Here is a 12,119-nt window from a genome sequence, read left to right as displayed (position 1 = left end):
AGGGGCTTAGCCGACAAATGCCTTTTCGACCACATAGTGTTTCGGGTCGCTATTCGCGCCTTCTTCCAGGCCGAAGCCTTCCAGAATTTCCTTGAGGTCTGTGTTCAGCCCCATTGACCCGCACACCATCGCGCGGTCGGTGTCTGCAGAAATGCCGTCGATCCCCAGATCCTTGAAGACCGACCCGTCTTTCAGCCGCGTGGTGATGCGGCCCATAACCGGGCTCTCCTCGCGGGTGGTGGTGGGGTAGTAGACCAGCTTTTTCAGGTTCTCTTCGCCCAGCAGCTCGCCCATCATTTCGTCGCTGCGGATATTTTCGATCAGCTGCTTGCCATATTCCAGCTCCGCCACGTCGCGGCAGGTATGGGTCATGATAATCTGGTCATAATCCTCAAAGGTTTGCGGGTCGCGCAGCAGGGACGCGAAGGGCGCAAAGCCGGTGCCGGTGGCGAAGAACCACAGCCGCTTGCCGGGCAGCAGCGCGTCATGGACCAGCGTGCCCACGGGCTTGGGGCGCAGGATGATTTGATCGCCGGGTTGGATGTGCTGCAGCTTTGACGTCAGCGGGCCGTCTTGGACCTTGATGGAGTAGAATTCCAATTCTTCATCCCAGCTTGGCGACGCGATGGAATAGGCGCGCAAAAGCGGCTTTTGCTTGCCAGTCTCGGGGTGCGGGTCGCCCATCAGGCCGATCATCACGAACTCGCCGGAGCGGAACCGAAGCGACGCGGGGCGCGTCACCCGGAACGAAAACAGGCGGTCGGTCCAGTGCTTCACTTCCGTCACAGTCTGCGCATCGGGCAGTGTGGGGACGGCTTTTGCGGGTGCGTTCATGGTCATGTCATTCATAGCGTGTCTAGCGAGGTTGACACCTCGCCCTTCTCTGTAACGGGGAAATCTGGGTTCTGGAAGTGCGGTTCAGGCGCGCAGGCGGTTCTGGTAATCGTGCGCTTTCCAATTCGCGCGGGCCAGCCATTGATCCTGTGGCTGACGCGCGGCCAGATCGCCTGGTATCTCCACCTCGTCAAATCCCGACCGGCGCGCCATGGCGTATTGGTCCGCAATCACATGGCCATGGGCGCGTAGGCGGCCTTCATAGCCCATCAGCCGCAAACGGCGGGCGATGGTAAAGCCCCGCCCATCCGCAGAAGAAGGGAAGTCGATGCGGATCATGTCGGTCGTACTCAGCCGGTTAGCCAGCCCCGCAGGGTCTGCGTCACTGGGCAGATCGATGCAGCACACGGTGTCATTGGCGGGCAGCTCGGCCAGCGGGGTGAAACCGCGGTCCCAATCGTCAATGACGAAGCCTGTGTCTTGTACCAAAACGCTCATGCCGCGCTCTCCTGTCTGATCGCTTTGCCACCCTCGAAATGGATGCCGCATTCTGTTTTCTCTTGCCCGCGCCAGCGGCCCGCGCGCGGGTCTTCGCCCTCGGCCACTTTGGTGGTGCAGGGCGCGCAGCCGATGGAGGCGAACCCGCGTGCCACCAACGGGTGGCGCGGCAGGTCGTGCTGATCCATGTAGTCCGCTATCATCTTGGGCGTCCACGCGGCCAGCGGGTTGATCTTGATGCGCGTGGTCTCGTCCTTCTCGTAAAGCGGCAGCTGGGCGCGTTGTCCGCCCTGTACCCGCTTGCGCCCGGTGATCCAGCCGCCAAAACCTTGCAATGCGCGTTCCAGCGGCTCGGTCTTGCGCAGGGTGCAGCACGCATCGGTGTCGAAAGTGTGCAGGATGCCGTCCACGTCCCGCTCCATCACCTTGGCGCGGTCAGGGGTCACGACGCGGATATCCGTCAGGCCCAAGGTGCTGGCCAGTTCGCGCTGATAGGTCAGCGTTTCGGGAAACAGCATCTCAGTGTCGAGGAAGATCACCGGCGTGGCCGGGTCAATCTCGGCCACCATATGCAGCAGCACGACGCTTTCCGCGCCGAAGCTGGAGACGAGAGCAACCTCGCCAATCTGCACGTCATCCAGCGCGTGTTTCAGCACGGTCTGCGCATCGCTTTTGCGATGCAGCAGGGTGCGGCGTTCGGCGAGTTCCTTAAGCGGCATTGGCTTTGACCTCCGGATAGAGTGCGGCTTTGAACGGTGCCATGCCAAGACGGCGGTACGTATCGATGAACAGCTCATCGTCTCCCGCGCGCAGCTCAAGATAGGCTTCAATCAGCCGCTCAATGGCTGGCACAATTTCGTCATAGGCAAAGCCGGGGCCAGCACGTTCGCCGACAGCAGCGGTTTCAGTGTGATCGCCGCCTAGCGTGATTTGGTAGTTTTCAACGCCCGCACGATCGAGACCGAGAATGCCGATGTGACCCACATGGTGGTGCCCGCAGGCATTGATGCAGCCGGAGATCTTGATCTTCAGCTCGCCGATATCATGCTCCAGCTTCAGCTCGTCAAAACGGGTGGCAATCTGCTGCGCCACAGGGATCGAGCGGGCCGTTGCAAGCGCGCAGTAATCCATGCCGGGGCAGGCGATGATATCGGAGATCAGGCCGATATTGGCAGTCGCCAATTCCACCTCGCGCAGGCGAGCATGGATCGTGGGCAGGTGGGATTTATGCACATGCGGCAGGATCACGTTCTGCTCATGGCTGATGCGCAGCTCGTCATGAGCGAACTCACGCGCGATCTCGGCCATCACCCGCATCTGCTCAGACGTCGCGTCGCCGGGCGTTTGCCCCTGCTTCTTGATGCTGATCGACACGATGGCGTAGTCGTCATTGCGGTGCTTGGTGATATTGGTGTCGACCCAAGAGCGGAACACCGGGTTCTCATGATAGGCCGCGTTGAAGGGCGCAATCGACGCCTGCTCCCACTCTGGGGCGGCAAATTGCGCCTCGATGCCTGCCAGCATCTCTTGATCAACGCCGCCAAATTGTGGGCGCAGCAACGCAAACCGTTCTTCGACTAGGTCGCGGATTGTGTCGATGCCGTTCTCATGCACGGTGATCTTGATGCGCGCTTTGTACTTGTTGTCACGACGACCCAGCAAGTTGTAAACGCTGACGATGGCCTCGCAATAGGGCAGCAGGTCCGCCTTGGGCAGGAAGTCCCGCAGCACTTTGCCGACCATTGGTGTGCGGCCAAGACCGCCGCCGACAATGACCTCGTAACCTTTTTCGCCGTCCCGTTCGACCATGCGCAGGCCGATATCATGTGCTTTGGTCACGGCGCGGTCATTGGGCGAGCCTGTTACGGCGATCTTGAACTTACGCGGCAGGAACTGGAATTCCGGGTGGTCCGTGGACCACTGGCGCAGCAACTCAGCCGTGGGGCGGGGGTCTTCGATCTCATCCGCGGCAGCGCCCGCGAAATGGTCGGAGGTGACGTTGCGGATCGTATTGCCGGAGGTTTGAATGGCGTGCATGCCAACCTCGCCCAGCGCGTCCAACATGTCCGGGACATCGCGCAATTCGGGCCAATTATACTGAATATTTTGGCGCGTGGTGAAATGGCCGTAGCCCTTGTCCCACTTGTCCGCGATGTCCGCCAAGACGTTCATCTGGCCGCCATTCAGCGTGCCATAGGGAATGGCCACACGCAGCATGTAGGCATGCAGTTGTAGGTACAGACCGTTCATCAGACGCAGCGGCTTGAACTCATCCTCGGTCAGGGAGCCGTCAATGCGGCGCTCCACCTGGGCGCGGAACTGCGCGTTGCGTTCTGCAAGAAAGTCGCGGTCGAAGTCGTTGTATTGATACATTAAACCAGCTCCGCCTGTTTGCCGTGGTTGTAGTTAGACGGGCCCTTGGTGCGGAACTCCTCGCGGAAATGCACGGGCTGCGGGCCATTGTCGGTCAGGGTCACGTCGGCTAGATAGACGCCGACAACGTCATTGGGTTGCGACTGGCCAAACAGCATCCGCAAGTCGCCATGGGCTTCGTCTTCGATAACCTCGGCATCCTTGATGGTGCGCGACCATTGGTCATCCGCCGTCAGATAGATCACGTCACCCTCAAGCAGTGCGTTTGCGGTGACGACTTTGGGAGTAAAGGGCTTGCTCATACCGCAGCCTCCTTTTGTTCAAATTGATCAGCCACCTGCAAAGCGGCGCGGGGCGCGAGGCCCAGAAAGACAAGGGCAGGACCGTCGAAATTGGCCTCCGTCAGGGAGGGCTCCAGCTCGCTCAACTTGGTCGACAGGATACGCTGCGAGGCGCGCGAAGCGTTTTCGATCACGGTCACTGGCGTGTCGGGGTTGGCCCCGTGCATCAGCAATCGGCCTTGGATAAACCGCGCGGATTTCTTGCCCATATAGATCGCGGCAACCTCGCCGGGTTGTGCTAATGCGCGCCAGTCGTGATCGGCATATCCCTTGGTGTCATGGCCCGTGATCAACCGCACCGCAGAGTTGCGACCGCGTTTTGTAAGGCTTTGGCCCAATGCAGCCACACCGGCAGAGGCCGAGGTGATGCCCGGTACGATGGTCCATTTCACACCGGACGCCTCGCAGGCCTCAATTTCCTCGTCCAGGCGGCCAAACACGGTTGGGTCACCCGACTTCAACCGCACGACATGTGCGCCGCCGCGGGCGTGGCTGACGATCATCTCGTTGATTGCGTCTTGGGTGACCGAGGGGCCGAAGCCTTCCTTTCCAGCCGACAGCATTACCGCTTCGCGGCGGGCCAATTCCAGAATTTCCGGGGCGACGAGGCGGTCGTAGATCACCACATCGGCGTTATCCAACGCCTTGCGGGCCTTCAATGTCAGCAATTCGGGATCACCGGGGCCGGCGCCGACCAGATCAACCCAACCTTCACGCTCAGGCGCGTGCAGGTGCTTGTCGAGCAGGTCTTCTAGGCGTTCCTGCGCAACATCCGCGTCGGCCACGTCTGCCGCGTAATAATCCGACCAAAAGGCGCGGCGCTTGGCACCAAAGGGCAGGGCCTCAACTTTGGAGCGGAAGGCTTTGCCGATGCGGGCCATCAGGCCGAGGTTGGGTGAAAGCTGCTCCTCCAGCGACTTCTTGATCGAGCGGGCCAAGACAGGGGCGGCACCTTCCGTGCCAATCGCCACAGTCACCGGGTCACGGTCCACGATCGCGGGTGTGATGAACTGGCTGTCGGCCAGGTTGTCGACGATATTCACCAAGGCACCGTCGCGATGCGCTAAGGCGGCAACGCGGGCGTCCTCGGCATCATTCTCGTTCGCTGCGTAAAACAGGGAGGCGCAGATCGCGTCACCCGGCTCCATCGCGCGGTTGATCAGGGACAGACGGCCTTGAGCGGCCCAATCGCGAATTTCCGGCGCAGCGTTGTCAGACACAACGGTCAGCTTGGCTTCGGTCTTCAACAGCAGGCGCAGCTTGGCCAATGCAGCCTCCCCGCCGCCCGACAGGACGACGCGGCGGCCCTCGAGGGCCATGAAAATTGGAAAATGCTTCATATCAAGCGTTCCTTTGCGGTGTTGCCCTTATAGATAGGAAAAAATCCTAATAAAGCCTACCCATTCGCCCAGATAAGGAATATTGTTCTCTTGAATCGTAAATTAGGAACGTCAGTTCCCAATCGGAGAGAATTCAGGAATGGCAGACCAGTTGGACGCGATGGACCGGAATATCCTCGCAGAGTTGCAACGCGACGCATCACAGAGTCTTGATGAAATTGCCAAGAAAACAGGCAGTTCCAAGACGCCGGTGTGGAACAGAATCAAGAAAATGCGCAGCAAAGGCGTCATCAAACAGGACACCGTGCTGCTGGACCCCGAAAAGCTAGGGCTGGAGGCATGTTTCTTCGTCCTGATCCGTACATCTGAGCATGAAGCCGACTGGCAGGACCGGTTCCTGCAAACGCTTCGCGCGCGACCCGAGGTGTTGGAGGCCCACCGTCTTGCGGGCGACATCGACTATATTTTGAAGGTGCGGGTGGCCAATGCGCGGGCCTATGACGAGTTCTATCAGGCGCTGATATCCGAGGTACGCATCTTCAACGTCACCGCATTGTTGTCGATGGAAGAGATCAAATCGACCTCTGCGCTGCCACTTTAGCCCGTCTGCCGTGGCACCGTTGGTGCAACGGCCAGCATCTCCTGATCGGCGCGGCCTTTGACCAACCAGGCCAGCGAAAACGCCCAGACGCCCACGACCTCGACCCAGAAGATCACGTCGAAATCGACGATAAAGGCAGAGACATCAGGCGGGCCCATCTTCTTGGCGATAGACCCGAAGAACAGCCCCGCGCAGGAAAAGATGATTGCCCAGCCGCAGCCGCGGTAGATTTTGCGGCGGGGCTTGTCTGATGTTTTCGAAAATTTGAACATGCAGAAATGGCCCATGCAGTAGAAGAACACGAAGGCGCAGCTGTAGTGAAATAGCGGGCTGAGACCAACGCCGACGGTTTGCTGCACCACCGATGCAATCTCGCCAGTGGGGCTTTCATTGGGGAACAGCGCGACCCCAAAGACCGAGATCCCCGCGATGGTCGCCAACCAATTATCTGCAATGGTTTCATCGGGTTGGCGGTCATAGCCTTCATAGACGATCAGAAACGTGCCAATCGAAAACATGATGCCCACAAATATGTCGCGGGACACGGTGTGGAAGAAGTCGCTGATCGATGGCTCAACTCCGGTGCGGGCGAGCATGCCGCTCACCATCAGCAGAACCGGCAACATGAAGCCCAGCCAGCCAAGCGCCTGACGAACGCGGTAGAAGGACTTCACCACCGCGCGACGCTTGTCCATTGCCTGCTCGTGTTTGGCGATTGCGGCGTCAAACTTGGCTTTGCGGTCTTGGGCGGGCATAGGGCAAAAACACCGTCATGATGAACAACGCAGCGACTTTGCTTGAAATGCGGGCGGTGACACAAGCTATTTGTCAGATTTTCCGCTTACTGCGCCATGGGTTGATTGTACCTCGGGCGCAGCGCCCTTAGATTGCCGCCATGAGACGTCTTCTTCTGTGTTCAGCGCTGATATTGCCTGCCGTCGCGCAGGCGCATCCCCATATCTTTATTGAGACGGGGTTGGAGGCGATCGTGGATGAACAGGGTCGCCTAACCCATGTCAAAGTGACATGGACCTATGACGACTTCTATTCCTTGCTGATCACCGAAGATATGAAGCTAGATCAAGACTTTGACGGCGTTTTGACTGCCGAGGAAGAAGCCCGGTTGACCGGGTTCGACATGAATTGGGACGAGGGATATTACGGTGATTTGGTCGCGCTGCTGGGTGACAGAAATCTGACCTTGTTACGCCCGCAGGACTACACGGCGAGCTTTGCGGATGGGAGAGTGACCTCGACGCATATCAGGGCAGTGGCAGAGGCGCCGGTGATCACCGGGGGCGAGCTGGTCCTGCGGCCCTTTGATGAGACGTTTTATACCGCATATGACGTGACGCTGCCGGTCTCGGTCACCGGCGCGCAGGCCTGTTTGATCTCGAAGATTGAGCCAAATATTGATGCGGAGCTGGAGGCGCTTCAGGCACTCCTTGCCGACATAGATGCAAATTCCAATCCGGAAGATGCTGGGTTGGGCAATATGGGCGAGCGGTTCGCAACAGATGTGAGGATCCTATGCGCGGGGTCGTAGCACTTGTTGCCCTGGTTGTAGCAGGCGGATTGACGTGGTTCTGGGCGAGCGGTGGGTTCGACGATTTGGCCCGCTATGCCGCTGGCGAACAACGACAATTTCAAAACCAGATTGCAGGCACATTGCGCGGTTTGCGCAGCGGTGAGGCGGGGGCATTCTGGGTGCTCATGACGCTTTCCTTCGCCTACGGGTTTTTCCACGCGGTGGGGCCGGGGCATGGCAAAGTGCTGATCGGTGGATATGGGTTGGGACGAAAAGTGCCCGTTATCCGGCTGTCCGTCATTGGATTTCTTGCCTCCATGGGGCAGGCCGTTACGGCGGTTTTGCTCGTTTATACAGGGGTTTGGCTGCTGAACCTCACCCGCAGCGCGATGATCGGGGTCACCGAAGACATCATGGCACCGGCCAGCTACGGCGCAATCGCGTTGATTGGGCTTTGGCTGGTCTGGCGCGGGCTGAGAAAGCTCAGACCCGCAAAGGCACATCATCATCATGGCCACGATTACCACCATCACGATCACGACCACGGGGACACCTGTTCAGAATGCGGCCACAAGCACGGCCCAACCATTGAAGAAGTCAATAACATCAGAACGTTACGCGAGGCCGTTGGGTTGATCGGCGGCATTGCGATCCGGCCCTGCACGGGGGCGCTGTTTGTGCTGATCATCACCTGGCAAATGGGCATTGGCCTGGCAGGTGTGGCCGCCGCGTTTGCCATGGCGCTGGGCACCGCGTTGGTGACTGTGGGCGTGGGCATCGCGGCGGTCGGTATCAGGGGCGGTTTGCTTGGCGGGCTGGCCGGATCAACACTGGCCGCGCGGGTTGTTCCATTGGTTGAAATGGCTGCGGGTGCGGTGATTGTGGTGATCGCGTCAGGGCTGCTGATGCGCGCGATTTAACCCACTGAAGCGGGGCAAAGGGCAACAGAAGACCGCTCCGACATTTGCCTAATTTGCGCGTACACACCCTGTACACACCTTGTACACCATCCGTGCATCTATTTTGACAGCGCGTCCAGCACCCTCACCCAGGACCGGATGCCCTTGTGGAAGCTCGACAGGTCGTATTTTTCGTTCGGGGAATGGATCTGGTCGTCATCCTTGCCAAAGCCGATCAGCATCGCGTCCATGTCGAGGATGTCCTTGAAGTGCCCGGCAATCGGGATCGAGCCGCCGCAGCCCACGAAGGCGGCTGGGTTTGGCCATTCATCGGTCAGCGCCGCGCGCGCTTTTTCGAACGCGGGGTGGTCGGTCGACATTTCGGACGCAGGTGACGCGCCGTGGCCGGTGAATTCGACGCTGCAATCTTCGGGCAGCTGGTCTTGCACAAACTTGCGGAAGCTGTCGCGCAACTTCAGCGGGTCCTGACCGGGGACCAGCCGGAAGCTGATCTTGGCGGTCGCCTTGGCGGGCAGCACCGTTTTGAAGCCCTTGCCCTGATAGCCGCCGCCGATGCCGTTCACCTCGCAGGTGGGGCGGGACCAGATCATCTCCAGGCCGGTGCGCCCATCTTCGCCTGCGGGCACCCCAAGGCCGACCTCGCCCAGGAATTGCGCATTGTCGAAGCCCAGATCGTCCCATTGCTGCGCAATGTCGGCGGGCAATTCCTCGACCCCGTCATAAAAGCCCGGCACCATGATGCGGCCCGTATGGTCATGCAGCGAGGCGATGATCTTGGACAGCACCCTAATCGGGTTGCGTGCGATGCCGCCATACATGCCGGAATGCAGGTCCTTGTCGGGGCCGGTGATTGTCAGTTCTTCCCCCAAGAGCCCGCGCAGGCGGGTGACGATGGCAGGCGTGCTGTCGCCGAAGAGGCCGGTATCGCAGATCAGCGCCACGTCGGCGGTGAGTTCGTCCTTGTTGGCCTCCATGAAGGGGACCAGCGAGGGGGAGCCGCTTTCCTCCTCGCCCTCAAAGAAGATCGAGATTTTGGCGGGCAGGGTGCCGTTGACGGCCTTCCACGCGCGGCAGGCTTCCACAAAGGTCATCAGCTGGCCCTTGTCATCAGACGACCCGCGGCCGCGGATCACGGGGCCTTTGTCGGTTTCTTCCAAAGCGGGCTCAAAGGGCGGGCTGTTCCACAGCTTCAGCGGGTCGACGGGCTGCACATCATAATGGCCGTAGAACATGACGTGGGTGCCGTCGCCTTCGGCATGGGCCACTACCATCGGGTGGCCGGGCGTGTCGCGTTTGGAGGCGTCCATGCCCAGCGACTGAAGGTCTTCCACCAGCCAATCGGCGGCGCGGTCGCAGTCATCCTTGTAGGCGGGATCGGTGGAAATGGAGGGGATGCGCAGCAGGTCCAGCAGCCGCGCGACCGAGTTGGTGAGATCCTCATCAACGTGTTTTAGTACCTGATCCACCGACATATTTGCCCCCACTTCTTCGTGTATTTACGTTCCACCGACAACATACCTACCACCGGGAATGGGGCTGTAAAGCCAAACCGACATAGGCGGAAACAATGGCGCGGCTGCGCTTGTGACTGACGCTTGGAGCGGTGATAATGTGCCTTGTGAATCGGGGATCAGGTGGGGATTGCGCCATGAAATTATTAACATCTTTGGCCGTCATGGCGGCGTTGTCATTGCCAGCTATGGCGGAACCCATCACCTTCAAGGAGGCGCGCAAAGCGCTTCCGCGTGCCACTGCAAAAGCATCCGTCACCTTTGACGCCGCCATCTTGCCCGAGAGCGATCAGGCACGTGTGGGGGGCGAAGCCGCCGTCGAGAAACTGCTGCGCACATTGGGGGCCAGCACGCCAGCTTACGGGGCGGTTGCGATCTCTCCATCGGAGGGGTTGTTCGTGGAATGGCTGAACGGCGCAGGTAACTTCCACAGTATTGCCGACGCCCGGGCCGCGGCGCTTGCCTATTGCAACGGACAGCGCAAAGGCGGGTCCGCGAAATGCGCGTTGCTTGTGGAAGTGACGCCCAAGGGCACGTCTGAGGAAGACACGTTCTCGCTGAGCGGCCCCGCGAACAAGGCGCTGCGTGGCCCGTATCGCAAATTGAAGTCGCCAAAGGCTTTCGCGATCTCGGCCAAGACTGGCAATTTCGGGTTTGACCGTGGCGATGGTGGTCGCGCGCTGGAGGCTTGTGCCGCGGCGGGCGACGGGGCGAAGGATTGCAAAATCGTGGTGGCCGACTGACGCTACGGGCCGATGGTCTGCCGGCACTCACGTCTGCGTGGGGGCGTCAAATTGTAGCTTCGCGCCGGGGCCGGTTTGCGCCTATATGAACTTCAAAGATTCTAAGGGCTGCCGGATATGAGCTACGACACCGCGTTAGACACCGCCTTGAACCGCCTGCATGAAGAAGGGCGTTACCGCACTTTCATCGACGTGGAGCGGTCGCGCGGGAATTATCCAGACGCGGTCTGGACCCGCGAAGACGGCAGCCAGACCGATGTGACCATCTGGTGCGGCAACGACTATCTGGGCATGGGCCAGCACCCGGTCGTTCTGGCCGCAATGCACGAGGCGCTTGACGCCACCGGCGCAGGTTCTGGCGGGACGCGCAACATCTCGGGCACGACCGTGTACCACAAACGCCTTGAGGCGGAGCTGGCGGATTTGCACCAGAAGCAAGCGGCGCTGCTGTTCACCTCGGCCTACATCGCAAATGACGCGACGTTATCGACATTGCCCAAACTGTTTCCCGGGCTGGTGATCCTGTCCGACAGCCTGAACCACGCCTCGATGATCGAGGGCATCCGCCGCAATGGCGGGGCGAAACAGGTGTTCAAGCACAATGACCTGGATGACCTGCGCGCCAAGCTGGAGGCGCTGCCGGCGAACGCGCCAAAGCTGATCGCATTTGAATCGATCTATTCGATGGATGGCGACTTTGGGCCGATCGAGGCGATTTGCGATTTGGCGGATGAGTTCGGCGCGCTGACCTATTGTGACGAGGTCCATGCGGTCGGCATGTACGGCCCCCGAGGCGGCGGCGTCGCGGAACGCGACGGCCTGATGGACCGCATCGACATCATCAACGGCACGCTGGCGAAAGCTTACGGCGTGATGGGGGGCTACATCGCGGCCTCCGCCAAAATGTGCGACGCCATAAGGTCTTACGCGCCGGGCTTCATCTTCACCACGTCGCTTCCGCCAGCGGTTGCGGCGGGGGCCGCGGCCAGCGTCAAACATCTGAAAACGGATCACGCCCTGCGCGAGGCCCATCAGCAGGGCGCGGCGGCTTTGAAGCTTCGGCTCAAAGGGTTGGGGTTGCCGCTGATCGACCATGGCAGCCACATCGTGCCGGTCCATGTGGGCGATCCGGTGAAATGCAAGATGATCTCCGACATGCTGCTGGACGAGCACGGCATCTACGTACAACCGATCAATTTCCCGACGGTTCCGCGCGGTACGGAGCGGCTGCGCTTTACCCCATCGCCAGTGCACAATCCGGCAAAAGTGGACGCGCTTGTTTCCGCGTTGGACGCGCTGTGGGGGCAATGTGCGCTAAATCGCGCCGACATTGCCGGGTAAGATTTTCCGCACGTGCATTGTGACGGGTAAGTGTGGTATGTAGCTGGGAAATAGAGCCGCTTGGGGACGAATCGCGGCTCTGCTGGGAA

13 protein-coding genes are annotated in these 12,119 nt (G+C 60.1%); 5 read left to right on the top strand and 8 right to left on the bottom strand.

Going from position 1 to position 12,119, the window contains the following annotated elements; translation table 11 throughout:
* Positions 1-6 precede the first annotated feature (6 nt).
* From Q0899_RS05535 to cysG, 6 genes are all read right to left on the bottom strand, one after another.
* Positions 7-840 carry a ferredoxin--NADP reductase gene (locus Q0899_RS05535; protein WP_299195253.1) on the bottom strand — a complete coding sequence of 278 codons (834 nt, stop codon included), beginning with the start codon at positions 838-840 and terminating at the stop codon, positions 7-9.
* A 78-nt stretch (positions 841-918) separates the two neighbouring features.
* Positions 919-1,332, bottom strand: coding sequence for a DUF934 domain-containing protein (locus Q0899_RS05530; protein ID WP_299191420.1), 414 nt, complete (start codon positions 1,330-1,332; stop codon positions 919-921).
* Positions 1,329-2,051, bottom strand: coding sequence for a phosphoadenylyl-sulfate reductase (locus tag Q0899_RS05525; protein WP_299191418.1), 723 nt, complete (start codon positions 2,049-2,051; stop codon positions 1,329-1,331). The genes Q0899_RS05530 and Q0899_RS05525 overlap by 4 nt, the downstream gene beginning before the upstream one ends.
* Positions 2,041-3,705 (bottom strand): nitrite/sulfite reductase, encoded by a 1,665-nt coding sequence (locus Q0899_RS05520; RefSeq protein WP_298290488.1) that lies wholly within the window; start codon positions 3,703-3,705, stop codon positions 2,041-2,043. The genes Q0899_RS05525 and Q0899_RS05520 overlap by 11 nt, the downstream gene beginning before the upstream one ends.
* Positions 3,705-4,007 (bottom strand): DUF2849 domain-containing protein, encoded by a 303-nt coding sequence (locus Q0899_RS05515; protein WP_298290491.1) that lies wholly within the window; start codon positions 4,005-4,007, stop codon positions 3,705-3,707. Before Q0899_RS05515 ends, Q0899_RS05520 begins: the two co-directional genes overlap by 1 nt.
* The gene (cysG, locus tag Q0899_RS05510; RefSeq protein WP_298290494.1) at positions 4,004-5,386 is read right to left on the bottom strand and encodes a siroheme synthase CysG; all 1,383 of its coding nucleotides are present in this window, start codon (positions 5,384-5,386) and stop codon (positions 4,004-4,006) included. Before cysG ends, Q0899_RS05515 begins: the two co-directional genes overlap by 4 nt.
* Positions 5,387-5,525: 139 nt before the next feature.
* Here cysG and Q0899_RS05505 point away from each other — a divergent pair, with 139 nt between their 5' ends.
* Positions 5,526-5,987 carry an Lrp/AsnC family transcriptional regulator gene (locus Q0899_RS05505; protein WP_298290497.1) on the top strand — a complete coding sequence of 154 codons (462 nt, stop codon included), beginning with the start codon at positions 5,526-5,528 and terminating at the stop codon, positions 5,985-5,987.
* On the opposite strand, the gene Q0899_RS05500 is transcribed toward Q0899_RS05505, so the two are convergent.
* On the bottom strand, positions 5,984-6,742 hold the full coding sequence (locus Q0899_RS05500) for a hypothetical protein (protein WP_299191415.1): 759 nt from the start codon (positions 6,740-6,742) through the stop codon (positions 5,984-5,986). The two genes, Q0899_RS05505 and Q0899_RS05500, sit on opposite strands and share 4 nt — an antisense overlap.
* Before the next feature lie 140 nt (positions 6,743-6,882).
* On the opposite strand from Q0899_RS05500, the gene Q0899_RS05495 reads away from it, so the two are divergent.
* Positions 6,883-7,533 carry a DUF1007 family protein gene (locus tag Q0899_RS05495; RefSeq protein WP_298290503.1) on the top strand — a complete coding sequence of 217 codons (651 nt, stop codon included), beginning with the start codon at positions 6,883-6,885 and terminating at the stop codon, positions 7,531-7,533.
* Positions 7,518-8,435: a hypothetical protein gene (locus Q0899_RS05490; protein ID WP_299191413.1), complete on the top strand. Its 918-nt coding sequence runs from the start codon at positions 7,518-7,520 to the stop codon at positions 8,433-8,435. The genes Q0899_RS05495 and Q0899_RS05490 overlap by 16 nt, the downstream gene beginning before the upstream one ends.
* A 98-nt stretch (positions 8,436-8,533) precedes the next feature.
* On the opposite strand, the gene Q0899_RS05485 is transcribed toward Q0899_RS05490, so the two are convergent.
* Positions 8,534-9,907 (bottom strand): M20/M25/M40 family metallo-hydrolase, encoded by a 1,374-nt coding sequence (locus Q0899_RS05485; RefSeq protein ID WP_298290508.1) that lies wholly within the window; start codon positions 9,905-9,907, stop codon positions 8,534-8,536.
* A gap of 176 nt (positions 9,908-10,083) precedes the next feature.
* Between Q0899_RS05485 and Q0899_RS05480 the strand changes: the two genes are divergently transcribed.
* Positions 10,084-10,689, top strand: a complete 606-nt coding sequence (locus tag Q0899_RS05480; RefSeq protein ID WP_298290512.1) for a 5-aminolevulic acid synthase — start codon at positions 10,084-10,086, stop codon at positions 10,687-10,689.
* 117 nt (positions 10,690-10,806) lie between these two features.
* The gene (gene hemA / locus Q0899_RS05475; RefSeq protein ID WP_299191410.1) at positions 10,807-12,030 is read left to right on the top strand and encodes a 5-aminolevulinate synthase; all 1,224 of its coding nucleotides are present in this window, start codon (positions 10,807-10,809) and stop codon (positions 12,028-12,030) included.
* Positions 12,031-12,119: the final 89 nt, after the last annotated feature.

The sequence above is a fragment of the uncultured Litoreibacter sp. genome (assembly GCF_947501785.1).
Classification (GTDB): Bacteria; Pseudomonadota; Alphaproteobacteria; order Rhodobacterales; family Rhodobacteraceae; genus Litoreibacter.
This window is presented reverse-complemented; position numbering and strand designations above follow the sequence as displayed.